13 protein-coding genes are annotated in these 15,728 nt (G+C 70.5%); 6 read left to right on the plus strand and 7 right to left on the minus strand.

The features are described 5' to 3' along the window. Positions 1 to 117 precede the first annotated feature (117 nt). The gene (locus ACWIGU_RS22285; protein WP_454403361.1) at positions 118 to 2,217 is read right to left on the minus strand and encodes a serine/threonine-protein kinase; all 2,100 of its coding nucleotides are present in this window, start codon (positions 2,215 to 2,217) and stop codon (positions 118 to 120) included. Positions 2,218 to 2,330: 113 nt separating this feature from the next. On the opposite strand from ACWIGU_RS22285, the gene ACWIGU_RS22290 reads away from it, so the two are divergent. Continuing rightward, positions 2,331 to 3,362, plus strand: a complete 1,032-nt coding sequence (locus ACWIGU_RS22290) for a serine hydrolase domain-containing protein (protein WP_454403363.1) — start codon at positions 2,331 to 2,333, stop codon at positions 3,360 to 3,362. Between the two features lie 119 nt (positions 3,363 to 3,481). Here the strand turns inward: ACWIGU_RS22290 and ACWIGU_RS22295 are convergent, their stop codons facing one another. Further along, positions 3,482 to 5,188, minus strand: coding sequence for a glycerol-3-phosphate dehydrogenase/oxidase (locus ACWIGU_RS22295; RefSeq protein WP_454403365.1), 1,707 nt, complete (start codon positions 5,186 to 5,188; stop codon positions 3,482 to 3,484). Between the two features lie 285 nt (positions 5,189 to 5,473). Between ACWIGU_RS22295 and ACWIGU_RS22300 the strand changes: the two genes are divergently transcribed. Further along, positions 5,474 to 6,727: a nucleotide sugar dehydrogenase gene (locus tag ACWIGU_RS22300; protein ID WP_454403367.1), complete on the plus strand. Its 1,254-nt coding sequence runs from the start codon at positions 5,474 to 5,476 to the stop codon at positions 6,725 to 6,727. 111 nt (positions 6,728 to 6,838) lie between these two features. Here ACWIGU_RS22300 and ACWIGU_RS22305 read toward each other — a convergent pair whose 3' ends face one another. The 4 genes from ACWIGU_RS22305 to ACWIGU_RS22320 form a co-directional block, all read right to left on the minus strand. Continuing rightward, a complete protein-coding gene (locus ACWIGU_RS22305) occupies positions 6,839 to 7,963 on the minus strand; it encodes a GuaB3 family IMP dehydrogenase-related protein (RefSeq protein ID WP_100594838.1) in 1,125 nt (374 codons plus the stop codon). Positions 7,964 to 8,077: 114 nt separating this feature from the next. After that, positions 8,078 to 9,583: an IMP dehydrogenase gene (guaB, locus tag ACWIGU_RS22310; RefSeq protein WP_100594839.1), complete on the minus strand. Its 1,506-nt coding sequence runs from the start codon at positions 9,581 to 9,583 to the stop codon at positions 8,078 to 8,080. 275 nt (positions 9,584 to 9,858) lie between these two features. Next, on the minus strand, positions 9,859 to 10,443 hold the full coding sequence (locus ACWIGU_RS22315) for a sigma-70 family RNA polymerase sigma factor (RefSeq protein WP_324903690.1): 585 nt from the start codon (positions 10,441 to 10,443) through the stop codon (positions 9,859 to 9,861). Positions 10,444 to 10,696: 253 nt separating this feature from the next. Continuing rightward, the gene (locus ACWIGU_RS22320) at positions 10,697 to 11,308 is read right to left on the minus strand and encodes a response regulator transcription factor (protein WP_003948568.1); all 612 of its coding nucleotides are present in this window, start codon (positions 11,306 to 11,308) and stop codon (positions 10,697 to 10,699) included. Positions 11,309 to 11,690: 382 nt separating this feature from the next. Between ACWIGU_RS22320 and ACWIGU_RS22325 the strand changes: the two genes are divergently transcribed. Then, the gene (locus ACWIGU_RS22325; protein WP_454403370.1) at positions 11,691 to 12,029 is read left to right on the plus strand and encodes a WhiB family transcriptional regulator; all 339 of its coding nucleotides are present in this window, start codon (positions 11,691 to 11,693) and stop codon (positions 12,027 to 12,029) included. A gap of 82 nt (positions 12,030 to 12,111) precedes the next feature. Here the strand turns inward: ACWIGU_RS22325 and ACWIGU_RS22330 are convergent, their stop codons facing one another. After that, positions 12,112 to 13,059 (minus strand): LysR family transcriptional regulator, encoded by a 948-nt coding sequence (locus ACWIGU_RS22330; protein WP_454403372.1) that lies wholly within the window; start codon positions 13,057 to 13,059, stop codon positions 12,112 to 12,114. An 80-nt stretch (positions 13,060 to 13,139) separates the two neighbouring features. On the opposite strand from ACWIGU_RS22330, the gene ACWIGU_RS22335 reads away from it, so the two are divergent. From ACWIGU_RS22335 to ACWIGU_RS22345, 3 genes are all read left to right on the plus strand, one after another. Then, a complete protein-coding gene (locus ACWIGU_RS22335) occupies positions 13,140 to 13,838 on the plus strand; it encodes an MOSC domain-containing protein (protein ID WP_454403374.1) in 699 nt (232 codons plus the stop codon). Between the two features lie 180 nt (positions 13,839 to 14,018). Next, positions 14,019 to 14,792: an SDR family NAD(P)-dependent oxidoreductase gene (locus ACWIGU_RS22340; RefSeq protein WP_454403376.1), complete on the plus strand. Its 774-nt coding sequence runs from the start codon at positions 14,019 to 14,021 to the stop codon at positions 14,790 to 14,792. 136 nt (positions 14,793 to 14,928) lie between these two features. Beyond that, on the plus strand, positions 14,929 to 15,636 hold the full coding sequence (locus ACWIGU_RS22345; protein ID WP_454403378.1) for an ester cyclase: 708 nt from the start codon (positions 14,929 to 14,931) through the stop codon (positions 15,634 to 15,636). The last annotated feature ends 92 nt before the right edge of the window (positions 15,637 to 15,728 follow it).

Here is a 15,728-nt window from a genome sequence, read left to right on the forward strand (position 1 = left end):
TGTCCGCCCGGTGGTCAATTCCGCTCGTTTTACTCCCTGTTGTGCGCAGTGATGCGTACCGATGCGGCTGCGCACGGTCCGCAAGCACTCACGATACGTGCCGGACCGCTGTCAGGCTCAGGACTTCGGCTTGAACGTCTTGGTGAACGTCTGCCAGGCGGCCTTGCGCTGCGCACCGTCCCAGTCGGCGGCCTTGGCCGTGTACATCAGGCCGTAGCCGAGACCGCTGTTGACCACGAAACCGCGGTCTATGGAGCGGTACTTGGTACCCCCGTCGACGTAAGTGAACTCCCAGTCCGCCGTGTTCCAGCCGCGGAAGTCGACGGCCACTATGCGTATCCGGTCGTACTGGGCGCGGCGCATGTACTGCTCCTGGTTGCGCCAGTCCTGGACCGGGTTCGACTTGGGCGTCGTCGTCCAGCCGACGAGCAGCTTCTGCCCGTCGGGACCCGTGAAGCGGGCCCCCGCCGCGCTCGTCGAGGTGTGCTTCCAGCCCTTCGGGAGCCCGATGGAGAAGCCCTGGTCGTGCTTGTACGTCGAGGCGGCGCCGCTGCCGCCGGGGACTCCGCTGCCGCCGCTGGTGCTGTCGGGCGACGCCCCCTGGCCGGCGTCGCCGTCCTTGTCGCCGCCCTTGTCGGTGTCCGAGCCGGAGCCCTGCCCCTTGTCGGAGCCCTTGCCGCCGTCCTGCGCCGCGTCGTTGCCGCCGGAGCCGCTGCCCTTGTCCTTGCCACCGCTACCGCCGCTGCCTCCGCTCGCTCCCGCGGAGGCGGCCTTGGCGCCGCCCTTGGCGGCACCGCCGTCGTCGCCACCGCTGAACGCGATGCCGATGACGGTACCGATCACGGCGAGCGCGACGAGCACCGCCACGATCACGAGGGTGCGCCGCGGGACCACGTCCGTGAGCGAGGCCCTGGTCGCGGGCGTACGCGGCGGCCCGGCGGGCTGCGCCGGGACACCCGAACCGCCCTGCCCGACCGCGGGATGCGCGGAGGCTTCCGCCGTGGCGCCGGACGCTTCCGCGCCACCCTTGCCTGCCACTCCGGCCGTCGTCGCGGCGGTGGCCGCAACAGCCGCCTTCCGCACCGTCCGCAGCGCACCGCGCAGCTTCTCGGCGGCCTCTTCACCCCTCTTGCCCGCGCCATCGCCCACGGCGACACCGGAACCGGATCCAGATCCGGCCTCCACGGAGTCAGAAGCGGCGGCAGCACCGGCGCCCGCGGCGGCCCCCGTCCCCGAACTCGCCTTACCGAAGCGCATCTTGGGCGTCTTCGGCGCCTTCGGTGCCCTGGGCGTCTGCTCGGGAAGGGGCGGCAGAGGCACGACCTTGGTCGCGTCGACCGGCTCGGGCTCCTCGTCCTTGGGCTCGGGAGCGTGCAGGACGTCGTTGAGGAGCGCCCGCGCCCCGGCGTCGTCGAGCCGCTGCTCCGGGTCCTTGGCGAGCAGCCCGTAGATGACGTTCTCCAGCGGCCCGGCGTTCTTGGGCGGGTCGACCGGCTCGGTCATGACGGCAGTCAGGGTCGCGATGGCGGACCCCTTGTCGTACGGAGGAACGCCCTCCACCGACGCGTACAGCAGTCCGCCGAGCGACCAAAGGTCGGCCGCGGGGCCGGGCTTGTGCCCGCGTGCCCGCTCCGGCGAGATGTACGAGGGCGCGCCGACGAGCATGCCGGTGGACGTGATCGAGGGGTCGCCCTCGACCTGGGCGATGCCGAAGTCCGTGAGGACGACGCGCCCGTCCTCGGCGATCAGCACGTTCGACGGCTTCACGTCGCGGTGCAGGATGCCCTCGCGGTGCGCGGCGCGCAGCACGTCGAGGATCGCGAGCCCGACCTCGGCGGCGCGCCGCGGCTCGAGCAGACCGTCCTCGCGGATCTGCTCCGCGAGGGACTTGCCCTCGACGAGTTCCATCACGATCCACGGCCGGTCGTCCTCGTCGACCACGTCGTAGACCGTCACCGCGCTGTTGTTCCGGATCCGCGCGATCGCCTTCGCCTCACGCAACGTACGCGTGATCAGGCGCCGCTTCTCCTCGTCGTCGATGCTCGACGGGAACCGCAGCTCCTTGACGGCGACCGTCCGGCCGAGCGTCTCGTCCTTCGCCCGCCACACGGTGCCCATGCCGCCGCGGCCGAGGACTTCTCCCAGCCGGTAGCGCCCGGCGAGGAGACGTGCACTCTTGTCCTGACGAGCTGTGCCCGCCTGCTCCGCCTCCGACATGCGTCCCCTCTGCAACCCGCCCTGACAGAGCCTTCATTGTCCCTTACGCGGGGACCACTCGACGCCCAGGGTCGGCCGTCCCGCATGATGGACCGACTCAGGGAGGGGCCGCCATGCCCGTACTTCGGACACTGCTGGCCATACCCCTGGCAGCGGCCCTGTTCTGTATGTTTCCGGGCAGTTCCACGACGCTCGCGGCCCCGGCCACGGACGCCACTCTTCCGCTGCTGGTCACGGAGGGCAAGGCCCCCGCCGCGGCGCTGCTCGCCCGCGAGGGCAGGACGACGCGCTTCGTACGCACCGGCCCCACGATCCGCCGCACCGACCACTTCCGGGCCGGGAGCATCACGAAGTCGTTCATCGCGACGGTCGTGCTGCAACTCGCCGCCGAACACCGCCTGAGCCTCTCGGACACGGTTGACGACCACCTCCCCGGTCTCCTGCGTGACCCTGCCGTCTCCCTCCACTCGCTTCTCACCCACACGAGTGGCCTGCCCGACTTCACGGCGCGCACCCACGGCGAGATCCCGGTATCCCCCGCAGCCGCCGTACGCCTGGCCGAGGCCGACCCACAGAAGCCCCGCGGCCACTGGTCGTACTCGAACACGAACTACGTCCTGCTCGGCATGGTCATAAGCCAGGTCACGGGCCACTCGTACGCGACCGAGGCCCGCCGCCGCATCATCGAACCGCTCCACCTCACCGGCACGTCGTTCCCCGGCACCCACACCGCCCTGCCCTCCCCGCACGGCCGCGCGTACGACGCGACGGGCCGCGACGTAACGACCCTGAACCCAGGCGTGGCCGGCGCCGCAGGCGAACTGGTCTCCACCCTCACGGACCTGAACCGCTTCTACACGGCCCTCCTGAAGGGCCGCCTCCTCCCGCCACGCCAACTCGGCACGATGCTCAACACCCGCACCGCACAAGGCCGCTACGGCATGGGCCTCTATCCGACGAAACTCCCCTGCGGACGGACGGTCTGGGGCCACAACGGCCGGATAGAAGGCAGCTACGTCCGCACAGCGGCAACGAAAACGGCGTCGAGAGTCATCACGTTCCGCACCAACACAGCCACGGTGACGAACACCCCCCAACTGGAACGCCGCCTATTGACGGCAGAGTTCTGCAAACCCAACACCTAAGACGAGCCCACCGCTTCTTTCAGCCCGGCCCTCCCAGCCCGTCCGGCGCTTGAGGACGAGCCCGAAGGGCGAAGGGGGGCCTGGGGGCACAGCCCCCGGCGCAACCCCGGCCCACCCCGTCACAGCGGCACAATATCCGGCGCCCCCAGCCGCGCCGCATCGGCCGAGAGGTCATCAGGCTGACGCTGAGACTCGCGCTCAGCCTGCACCCGCTTCTCGTAGTGCTCCACCTCCCGCTCGATCTGGTCCTTGTCCCAGCCGAGCACCGGAGCCATCAGCTCCGCCGCTTCACGCGCACACCGCGTCCCCCGGTCGAACGTCTCGATCGAGATCCGCGTGCGCCGCGTCAGCACATCGTCGAGATGCCGCGCCCCCTCGTGCGAGGCGGCGTACACGACCTCGGCCCGCAGATAGTCGTCGGCGCCGGTGAGGGCCGCGCCGAGCCCGGGGTCGGCGGCCACCAGGTCGAGCAACTCCTCCGCCAACGCCCCGTACCGGTTGAGCAGATGCTCCACCCGCACCACATGGAGCCCGGTCCGCGCGGCGATCCTCGCCCGCGCGTTCCACAGCGCGTGGTAGCCCTCGGCGCCGACCAGCGGTACGTCCTCGGTGACGCAGTCGGCAACGCGCTGGTCGAGCCCGTGCACCGCCTCGTCGACGGCGTCCTTGGCCATGACCCGGTACGTCGTGTACTTGCCGCCGGCCACGACGACGAGCCCCGGCACCGGGTGCGCCACCGTGTGCTCGCGCGAGAGCTTGCTCGTGGCGTCGGACTCACCGGCGAGCAGGGGCCGCAGGCCCGCGTAGACCCCCTGGACGTCGTCACGCGTGAGGGGCACCGCGAGCACCGAGTTCACATGCTCGAGCAGATAGTCGATGTCGGCGCTGGAGGCCGCGGGGTGCGCCTTGTCGAGGTCCCATTCCGTGTCCGTGGTGCCCACGATCCAGTGGCGCCCCCACGGGATCACGAACAGGACGCTCTTCTCGGTGCGCAGGATGAGCCCGGTCGTCGAGTTGATCCGGTCCTTGGGCACGACGAGGTGGATGCCCTTGGACGCGCGTACGTGGAACTGGCCCCGCTCGCCCACCATCGCCTGCGTGTCGTCCGTCCACACGCCCGTCGCGTTCACTATCTGGCGGGCGCGGATCTCGTACTCCCCGCCGCCCTCCACGTCCTCGACGCGGGCGCCGACGACACGCTCGCCCTCGCGCAGAAACCCCGTCACGCGCGCCCTGTTGGCGACCTTCGCCCCGTACATCGCGGCTGTCCGCACCAGCGTCGCAACGTACCGCGCGTCGTCCATCTGCGCGTCGTAGTACTGCAAGGCACCGACGAGCGCGTCCTTCTTGAGCGCGGGCGCGACCCGCAGTGCGTGACGCCGGCTCAGATGGCGGTGCATGGGCAGGCCGCGCCCGTGCCCGCGCGCCATCGACATCGCGTCGTACATGGCGACGCCCGAGCCCGCGTACAGCCGCTCCCAGCCCTTGTGCTGGAGGGGATACAGGAACGGGACCGGCTTCACGAGGTGCGGGGCGAGCCGCTCGAGGAGCAGCCCGCGCTCCTTCAGCGCCTCGCGCACGAGCGCGAAGTCGAGCATCTCGAGATACCGGAGGCCGCCGTGGATCAGCTTGCTCGACCGGCTCGATGTGCCGGAGGCCCAGTCCCGCGCCTCGACCAGGCCGGTGGACAGACCGCGGGTCGCGGCGTCGAGCGCTGTTCCCGCGCCGACCACCCCCGCGCCCACGACCAGGATGTCCAGCTCCCGCTCGGCCATTCCCGCGAGCGCCTCGGCACGCTCCGCCGGTCCCAGTGTCGCTGTCCTCACTGCTACCTCCCGCTGTCGGTCAGTCGGCGTCGGTCCAGTCGGTCCCACCGGTGTCACCTGTCCGGTGCGCCCCGGCTCTCATCCCCCGTTCACCGATTCTGACCGCCGTGCCCGACTTCAGCCACCACGCACCCGCAGCCTGTGGACAACACTCCCGGATTCCCGGCCGCGCAATACCGCATAACGGTCATATTTACTCCTAGTCTGACATTGCGCTCGTCCATCTTGTCCACAGGACTTGCGCTCCCCTCCCGCTCCGGCTATTGGGAAGGACGGCCCACTTCCATGCCCGCAGATCTCGCCGTCATCGGACTCGGTCACCTCGGCCTGCCCCTCGCCCAGGCCGCCGTCGCCACCGGCATCGCGACCATCGGCTACGACCCCGCACGCGCCACCGACCTCGCGGCAGGCCGCCTCCCCGGCGACGGCGCCGAGGGAACCCTGACCGCCGCCGACATCCGCCGGATGCTCTCGGGGGGCTTCCGGCCGACCGGCGACCCCGTCGAACTCGGCCGCGTCCGCACCGCCGTCATCTGCGCCCCCGCGCCACTCGGCGCGGACCGCTCCCTCGACCTCGCGCAGCTCACCGACGCCACGCGCGCCCTCGCCGCCCGCCTGCGCCCCCACACCACGGTGATCATCGAGACCCCGGTCGCCCCCGGCACCACCGAAGGCGTCCTGCGCCCCCTCCTGGAGGACGGCTCGGGGCTGCGCGCCGGCCGCGACTTCCACCTCGCCTACTCCCCCGGCCGCCTCGACCCCGGCAGCCGCACGCACGCGTACGCCACGACCCCCAAGGTCATCGGCGGCCTCACCCCCGCCTGCACCGAGTCCGCCGCCGCCTTCTACGGCCGCCTGTCCGACAAGGTCGTACGCGCGCGTGGCCCACGCGAGGCCGAGACCGTCCAGCTCCTGGAGACCAACTACCGCCACGTCAACATCGCCCTGGTCAACGAGATGGCCGTCCTCTGCCACGACCTGGGCGTCGACCTGTGGGACGTCATCCGCTGCGCCGAGACCAAGCCCTTCGGCTTCCAGGCATTCCGCCCCGGCCCCGGCGTCGGCGGCCACGGAGTCCCCCAGGACCTCTCACGCCCGCCCCTCCCGGTCCGCCCCCTGCGCATGGTGGAACTGGCCCAGCAGGTCAACCACCACATGCCGCAGTACGTGATCCAGCGCGCCGCCACCCTCCTCAACGAACACGGCAAGTCGGCCCGCGGCGCCCGCGTCCTGCTCCTCGGCGTCACGTACAAGCCCGACGTCGCCGACCTGGAGGGCACCCCCGCCCACGAGATCGCCACCCGGCTGATGCAGCTGGGCGCGGCGGTCAGCTACCACGACCCGCACATCCCGTCGTGGAACGTCCTCGGCCACCCCGTCCCCCGCGCGGACTTCCTCTACGAGGCAGCCGCTGACGCCGACCTGACGATCCTGCTTCAGCAGCACCGCACGTACGACCTCCAGGGCCTGTCCGTGAAGGCCCAACTCCTCCTGGACACCCGGGGCGCCACCCCGACAGGCGCGGCCCACCGCCTGTAGCGGCCCTCCACGAAGAGCCGCAACGACCCCTCTACGGAGACCTGTAGTGGCCCTCTACGGAGATGGGGCCCGCACCGAACCGGTGCGGGCCCCATCTCCGTAGAAACTGCGTCAGCGGCGGTGCTGCGAGTCCGCCACCGTGACCTCGACCCGCTGGAACTCCTTGAGCTCGCTGTAGCCGGTCGTCGCCATGGCGCGCTTGAGGGCGCCGAAGAAGTTCATCGAACCGTCCGGGGTGTGCGAAGGCCCGGTGAGGACCTCCTCCGTCGTACCGACGGTCCCGAGGTCGACCTTCTTGCCGCGCGGCACGTCCTCGTGGACGGCCTCCATGCCCCAGTGGTGGCCCTTGCCGGGCGCGTCCGTGGCGCGCGCCAGCGGGGAGCCCATCATCACGGCGTCGGCGCCGCAGGCGATGGCCTTCGGCAGGTCGCCGGACCAGCCCACGCCACCGTCGGCGATCACGTGCACGTACCGGCCGCCGGACTCGTCCATGTAGTCACGGCGGGCGGCGGCCACATCGGCCACGGCGGTCGCCATCGGCACCTGGATGCCCAGCACGTTGCGCGTGGTGTGCGCGGCGCCGCCACCGAAGCCGACGAGCACACCGGCCGCGCCGGTGCGCATCAGGTGCAGCGCGGCCGTGTACGTGGCGCAGCCGCCCACGATGACCGGCACGTCGAGCTCGTAGATGAACTGCTTCAGGTTCAGCGGCTCGGCGGCACCGGAGACGTGCTCGGCGGACACGGTGGTCCCCCGGATCACGAAGATGTCGACGCCCGCGTCCACGACCGCCTTGGAGAACTGGGCGGTGCGCTGCGGCGACAGCGCGGCGGCGGTGACGACACCGGAGTCGCGCACCTCCTTGATGCGCTGCCCGATCAGCTCCTCCTTGATGGGAGCCTCGTAGATCTCCTGGAGGCGGCGTGTCGCGCTCTCCGTGTCCAGCTCGCCGATCTCGTCGAGGAGCGGCTGCGGGTCCTCGTAGCGGGTCCACAGGCCCTCGAGGTTCAGCACGCCGAGGCCACCGAGCTCCCCGATCCGGATGGCGGTGGCCGGCGACACGACCGAGTCCATGGGAGCGGCCAGGAACGGCAGCTCAAAGCGGTAGGCGTCGATCTGCCAGGCGATCGAGACCTCCTTCGGGTCGCGCGTACGGCGGCTCGGTACGACGGCGATGTCGTCGAAGGCGTACGCCCGGCGGCCGCGCTTGCCGCGCCCGATCTCGATCTCAGTCACGTGTGTGGCCTTTCCCTCTGCGTTTCAGCGCCTTCCAGTATCCCCGACATACGCGCCAGGGGCGGCCCCGGGAACCCCGGGGCCGCCCCTGGCCCTGTCTTCGACCGGCTGCGGCTACTTGCTGCGGCTGTAGTTCGGTGCTTCGACCGTCATCTGGATGTCGTGCGGGTGGCTCTCCTTGAGGCCCGCGGACGTGATCCTCACGAAGCGGCCCTTGGTCTCCATCTCGTCGATGGAGGCGGCGCCCACATAGCCCATCGTCTGGCGCAGACCGCCGACGAGCTGGTGCAGCACGTTGGCCAGCGGGCCGCGGTAGGGCACCTGGCCCTCGATGCCCTCGGGCACGAGCTTGTCGTCGGAGGCGACCTCGGCCTGGAAGTAGCGGTCCTTGGAGTACGACCGGCCCTGCCCACGGGACTGCATCGCCCCGAGGGAACCCATGCCGCGGTACGACTTGAACTGCTTGCCGTTGATGAACATCAGCTCACCCGGGGACTCCTCACAGCCCGCGAGGAGGCTGCCCAGCATCACCGTGTCGGCACCGGCGGCGAGCGCCTTGCCGATGTCGCCGGAGTACTGCAGACCGCCGTCGCCGATGACCGGGACACCGGCGGCACGCGCGGCGAGAGCCGCCTCGTAGATCGCGGTGACCTGCGGGACGCCGATACCGGCGACCACACGCGTGGTGCAGATGGAGCCGGGGCCCACACCCACCTTCACGCCGTCGACACCGGCGTCGATCAGGGCCTGCGCGCCGTCACGCGTCGCGACGTTGCCGCCGATGACGTCGACGCCGACGCTGGACTTGATCTTCGCCATCCAGTTCAGCGCGTTGCTGTTGTGTCCGTGCGACGTGTCGACGATGAGGAAGTCCGCACCCGCCTCGGCCAGCGCCTGCGCGCGCTCCAGGGCCTCGGGGCTCGCACCCACCGCGGCACCGACGAGGAGACGGCCCTCGGCGTCCTTCGCGGCGTTCGGGTACTGCTCGGCCTTCACGAAGTCCTTGACCGTGATGAGGCCCTTGAGGACGCCCGCGTCGTCGACCAGCGGAAGCTTCTCGATCTTGTGGCGGCGCAGCAGCTCCATGGCGTCGACGCCGGAGATGCCGACCTTGCCGGTCACGAGCGGCATCGGCGTCATGACCTCGCGCACCTGCCGGCTGCGGTCGGACTCGAACGCCATGTCGCGGTTGGTGACGATGCCGAGCAGCTTGCCCGCCGGGTCGGTCACCGGGACGCCGCTGATGCGGAACTTCGCACACAGCGCGTCGGCCTCGGCCAGCGTCGCGTCCGGGTGCACGGTGATCGGGTCGGTCACCATGCCGGACTCGGAGCGCTTCACGAGGTCGACCTGGTTGACCTGGTCCTCGATCGACAGGTTGCGGTGCAGGACGCCCACGCCACCCTGCCGCGCCATGGCGATGGCCATGCGGGACTCGGTGACCTTGTCCATCGCCGCCGACAGCAGCGGAATGTTCACGCGCACGTTGCGGGAGATGCGGGACGAGGTGTCGACCGCGTTCGGGAGGACCTCGGACGCGCCCGGCAGCAGCAGCACGTCGTCGTAGGTCAGCCCGAGTGTCGCGAATTTCTCGGGCACTCCGTCGACGTTTGCAGTCATGACACCTTCCCCAAATGGCCTTGCTCGGTGCGGATGTCCATGCTAACGGGATCCTGAGGTGTCTCATTCCACGATCAAGATCACCGAGCAGATTTGTACGTTCACACGTGCGCAGCCCGCGCCTTACACAGGGGGAGCCCCACGCGCGAGTGGCGCGTCTCACTCATCAGGTCACTGCTTGGGCGCTGCTCAAAGCACTGCTCTGCTCTGCTCGCAGCTTCGGCCTCGGCTCACAGTTTCGGCTTCGGCTCGCTGCGTCGGCTCGCCGTTTCGCCTCACTGCTCGGCGAGCGCCCGCAGCCGGCTCAGTGCGCGGTGCTGGGCGACGCGGACGGCGCCCGGCGACATGCCGAGCATCTGTCCCGTCTCCTCGGCCGTGAGGCCGACGGCGATCCGGAGCAGCAGCAGTTCGCGCTGGTTCTCCGGAAGGTTGGCGAGGAGCTTCTTCGCCCACTCCGCATCGCTGCTGAGCAGGGCCCGCTCCTCCGGTCCGAGCGAGTCGTCGGGCCGCTCCGGCATCTCGTCGGAGGGCACGGCGGTGGAACCGGGATGCCGCATGGCGGCGCGCTGCAGATCGGCGACCTTGTGCGCGGCGATGGCGAAGACGAACGCCTCGAAGGGGCGCCCGGTGTCCTTGTAGCGCGGCAGCGCGAGGAGCACCGCGACACAGACTTCCTGCGCGAGATCCTCCACGAAGTGCCGTGCGTCACCCGGCAGTCGGGTCAGACGGCTGCGGCAGTAGCGGATCGCGAGGGGGTGGACGTGCGCGAGAAGGTCGTGCGTGGCCTGCTCGTCGCCCTCGACGGCGCTGTGGACCAGTGCACCGATGGCTCCTGGGCCGGCTGCCTCGTCGTCGCGCATCGGTCCATGGTGCCTTGGCGGCGTCCGGTCCGTGGCACCGCGTCCGTAGTTGTGCACTGAAGCGTTATGAGCAGGTGCGCCGGAACTCATCTCGCGCGCCCTCCCCTTCCGCTCGACCGACTCGTCCCTGAGGAACTCCACAACTCAAGGATGCGGCATGTCCGGCGAAACGAGGACCGGCGGCCGTCCGCAGCCCCGTCCGCCCTGGGGCGGACGGGGATCGCTGTGCCCCCGCGACGGCGCATCGTGGTCCTTAGCGGACAAGGCCCCAGCGGAATCCGAGCGCCACGGCGTGCGCGCGGTCCGAGGCGCCGAGCTTCTTGAAGAGGCGGCGTGCGTGTGTCTTGACCGTGTCCTCGGAGAGGAAGAGCTCGCGCCCGATCTCCGCGTTGGACCGGCCGTGACTCATGCCCTCGAGCACCTGGATCTCACGCGCCGTGAGCGTCGGCGCCGCACCCATCTCGGCCGACCGCAGTCTGCGCGGTGCGAGCCGCCAGGTCGGGTCGGCGAGCGCCTGCGTGACCGTGGCACGCAGTTCGGCGCGCGAGGCGTCCTTGTGCAGATAGCCGCGGGCGCCGGCCGCGACGGCGAGCGCGACACCGTCCAGGTCCTCGGCGACGGTGAGCATGATGATGCGCGCACCGGGATCGGCGGACAGCAGCCGCCGGACCGTCTCTACGCCACCCAGACCGGGCATGCGTACGTCCATCAGAATCAGGTCCGAGCGGTCGGCGCCCCAGCGGCGGAGGACTTCCTCGCCGTTGGCCGCGGTCGTCACGCGCTCCACGCCGGGGACGGTCGCGACCGCGCGGCGGAGCGCTTCTCGGGCAAGCGGGGAGTCGTCGCAGACGAGGACGGATGTCATGACCGTCCTCCGCAGCTGATGCGCGTCACCTTGGGCCTCCAGGCTGGTACGAATCGTCACCTGTGCGGTCGACGCTCTCGGACACATGCCCGAGCGCTTGTTCTTTCAACCGCCTCCGCACTCTCAACGACGGTCACCCGAAAGAGTTACGGGTTCGGCGGTCTGCTTCGGCACTCTACGTGAGGGATCGGATACAGAGCAGACGGCGCAAGCGACCCACAAAGTTTCGCCACAAGGCATGCCCCATTTAGCCGTTTTTCTTCACTTTCAGTGGTGTCTGAGGCTAGATTCGTTATGAGTCATATTTTCATCTCCTTAGACAGTAGATGTACGGTTCTTGGGCACCGTATCCGCGTCAGAACGGCTACAAGGGGACACAGCAATGGCAGATTTCTCCCGCCTTCCCGGACCGAACGCAGATCTATGGGACTGGCAGCTCCTCGCGGCCTGCCGCGGGGTGGACAGTTCGCTCTTCTTCCATCCGGAGGGGGAGCGGGGAGCGGCGCGCAGTGCCCGCGAGAACTCGGCCAAAGAGGTCTGCATGAGGTGTCCGGTGCGCGCGGAGTGCGCTGCTCATGCACTCCAGGTGCGCGAGCCGTACGGCGTGTGGGGCGGGCTGACCGAGGACGAGCGCGAGGAGCTCATGGGCCGCGCCCGCAACCGGCTCGTCGCCGCCGCACCGGCGTCGTCGGGCGGCGCCCCGCCCGTGGTGAACAACTGACGGAAACGTTTCTTCAGGGTGGGCACGCTGTGGCGTGCCCGCGGGCTTGTCAGGGCCCGATCACGGGTTCGTCAGGGCCCGATCAGCGGGCCGCGGCCCGCGCCAGGTGGTCGAGCGTGGCTGCCACGGCCGGCACCTGGGCCAGGTCGGGCAGTGTGAGGGCGACGATCTCGCGCTGCACAGCCGGCTCCACCGTCACTGTGCGTGCACCCTTGGGGCGTACGGATTCGATGGCGAGTTCCGGCAGGACCGCCACACCGAGGCCCGCGCCGACCAGACCGATCACCGCCGGATAGTCGTCGGTCGCGAAGTCGATGCGCGGGGTGAATCCCGCACTCTCACAGACCTCCACCAGCTGTCGGCGACAGCGCGGGCAGCCCGCGATCCAGGGCTCGTCGGCCAGCTCGCCGATGGAGACCGCGTCCGACTTGGCGAGACGGTGCCCCTCCGGGACGAGGCCGACGAGACGGTCGGCGAGCAGCGGACGTACGACGAGGTCGTCCCAGTCCTCCGCTGCCTGCGCCCCCTCGCCCTCCCGCCTCCCGCCGCCCCTCTGCTCAGGCGCTTCACGCCGCCCCTCGTAGCGGAAGGCCAGGGCCACGTCACAGTCGCCCTCGCGCAGCATCTCGACCGAGCGCGGCGGCTCCGCCTCCACGAGGGAGACGCGGGTGCCTGGGTGAGCGGCGCGCAGGGCGGCCAGCGCGGTGGGGACGAGCGTGGAGCTGCCGCTCGGGAAGGAGACGAGGCGGACGCGGCCGGCGCGCAGGCCCGCGATGGCGGCGACCTCTTCCTCCGCCGCGGTCAGCCCGGCCAGGATTCCCGCCGCGTGCCGCACCAGGGCTTCACCCGCCTGAGTGAGGCGCATTTCGCGGCCGGTGCGGATGAGGAGCGGGGTGCCCGCCGAGGATTCGAGTGCCTTCATCTGCTGGCTGACCGCGGGCTGGGTGCAGCCGAGCTCGCGGGCGGCCGCCGAGAAGGAGCCGGTGGCGGCCACGGCGCGCAGGACACGGAGATGACGGGCCTCGATCATTCCTCAAGCATAAGGGAGCCTTGGATGCAAAGGGAAATATTGCGTCGACGCTTTGGCGCCGCGTCGCTTAGCGTGCCGTCATGAAGCTTCTGTCTCTGAATGTGGGTCGCGCCGAGGCCAGCGAGCACACCGACCAGGCCGAGGGCGTGACCGGAATCGACAAGCGGCCGGTGCCGGGCCCCGTCCGGGTGGCGGCGCCCGGGCCCAAGGGAGTCGGCGCCAGCGGTCTCGAAGGGGACGCCGTGTGCGACATGCGCCATCACGGCGGCGACGACCAGGCGGTCTACGCCTTCGCTCGCGAGGACCTCGACGAGTGGCAGGGCACGCTCGGCCACGATCTGCGCAACGGCTCGTTCGGGGAGAACCTCACGACCGAGGGTGTCGACGTGACGGGCGCGAAGATCGGCGAGCGCTGGCGCGTCGGCTCCGGCCTGGTCCTCGAGGTCGCCTCCGGCCGGATCCCCTGCCGCACGTTCCAGGGCCACCTCGGCGAGAAGGGATGGGTCAGGCGTTTCACCGCGCGGGCCGCCCCGGGCGCGTATCTGCGGGTGATCGAGCCGGGCACGATCCGGGCGGGCGACACGATCGAGATCGTGCACCGGCCCGACCACGAAGTGACCGTCGCCTTCCAGTTCCGCGCCGTCACGACCGAGCGGGAGCTGCTGCCGCGGCTGCTCGTCGCAGCGGACGCGCTCGCCCCCGAGGCAGTCGAGACGGCTCGTCTGTACGTGGCCAAGTACGGAGACGGGGGTGCGGCGGCCGACGCGGCGCAGGGATAGAGCGGGCGCGGGCCGCGTGGCGGTAACGGGCCTGGCCCGCACGGCGGTTGTGGCCCCGGCCGCACGGCGGTTGCCGCACTCGTAGGGACAACGCGCGCGGGCTCCCGAGCGTGGTCATGCCCACGGCTGTCACCAGGGGGTGTCCGGCGGATCATGGCCGGGGCCCCCTAGCCTGGCCCCATGACTACCGCTCTGATTACGGGATCCACCTCGGGAATCGGTGCCGCGTTCGCGCGCCGGCTCGCCGCGGACGGCCACGACCTCGTCCTGGTGGCGCGTGACACCAAGCGGCTGCGGGAGCAGGCCACCGAGCTCCACGACCGGCACGGCATCGAGGCCGAGGTGCTCACGGCCGACCTCGCCACCGACGAGGGCATCGGCGCGGTCGAGGCACGGCTGACCGACCGCAAGCGTCCGGTGGACCTGCTGGTCAACAACGCGGGCTTCGGTAACAAGGGCCAGTACCTGGAGGTCCCGCTCGCCGACGAGTTGACGATGCTGAAGGTGCACTGCGAGGCGGTCCTGCGGCTCACGTCCGCCGCGGTGGCGCCGATGCGTGAGCGCGGCAGGGGCGGCGTGGTGAACGTGGCGTCGGTGGCGGCGTTCGTGCCGCGCGGGACGTACGGCGCGTCGAAGGCGTGGGTCGTGCAGTTCACGCAGGGCGCGGCGCGGGACCTGGCCGGCAGTGGTGTGCGGCTGATGGCGCTCTGCCCGGGCTTCGTTCGTACGGAGTTCCACGAGCGGGCATCAATGGGCACCGACAACATCCCCAAGTGGATGTGGCTCGACGCCGACAAGCTGGTGGCGGCGGCGCTCGCCGACCTGGCGCGCGGCAAGTCGCTGTCGATCCCGGATCCGCGGTACAAGACGCTGATGGGCGTCGTGAAGCTGGCGCCGCGCGGGCTGCTCGGCGGGGTCACGGCGAAGACGGGGCGCAAGTACGGGCCTCAGTAAGGCGCGGCGGGTGCGGGGCCGGGGCAGTGAGCGCCTCGGCCCCTCGCCCGTTCCCGCCGGCTCGTTACACGGCGGTGGGAAGATGGAGCTGTCCGGACCTTACGCAGGGGGGCGCAGGGGGGCCGGAGGCGGCGTCATGACGTTTGTGCAGGTCATCGACTGCAAGACCAGCCGATTCGACGAGATGAACCGGCTCATGGACACATGGGCGGAGAAGACGCAGGGGAAGCGGACCGCGACGCACAGCGTCATCGGCAAGGACCGGTCCGACGACACCCACTTCATCGAGATCGTCGAGTTCCCGTCGTACGAGGAGGCGATGCGGAACTCGAACCTTCCCGGGACCGACACGATCTTCCGGGAAATGGTCGCCCTCTGCGACGAGATGCCCACCTTCACCGATCTGGACGTGGTGCGGGACGAGCAGTTGTACGCGGGCAACGCGCGCCGGTTCTTCGAGACGGTCGCCACCGAGGGTGAACTGCCGCCGCTCGACGGCCTGCTCGCGCAGGACTACCACGACCACGATCCCGGCAACGTGACGGACACCATCGGTCTCGACGCGATGCGGCGCGAGATCGAGATGTACCGCCGCGGGTTCGACATCGAGTTCACCATCGACGACCAGATCACCGAAGGCGACCGCGTGTGCACGCGGTGGACCTTCAGGGGTGACCACAACGGCGACTTCATGGGGATCCCGGCGACGGGCAAGCAGGTCACGATGACCGGCGCCACCATCTTCCGGTTCCAGGAGGACGGGAAGATCGTCGAGGGCTGGTGGCACGAGGACCGGCTGGGGCTGATGGCCCAGCTCGGCGCGCTCGACGAACTCGAGGGCTGACCGGGGGCCGTGCCGCGGGGCGCAACGCCGAGGCCCGGCCCCGCGGCAAGCGCGGAACCGGGCCTCGTACGAACAGACGCCAGTGCGACCGG

This window comes from Streptomyces sp. NPDC055400, from assembly GCF_053644375.1.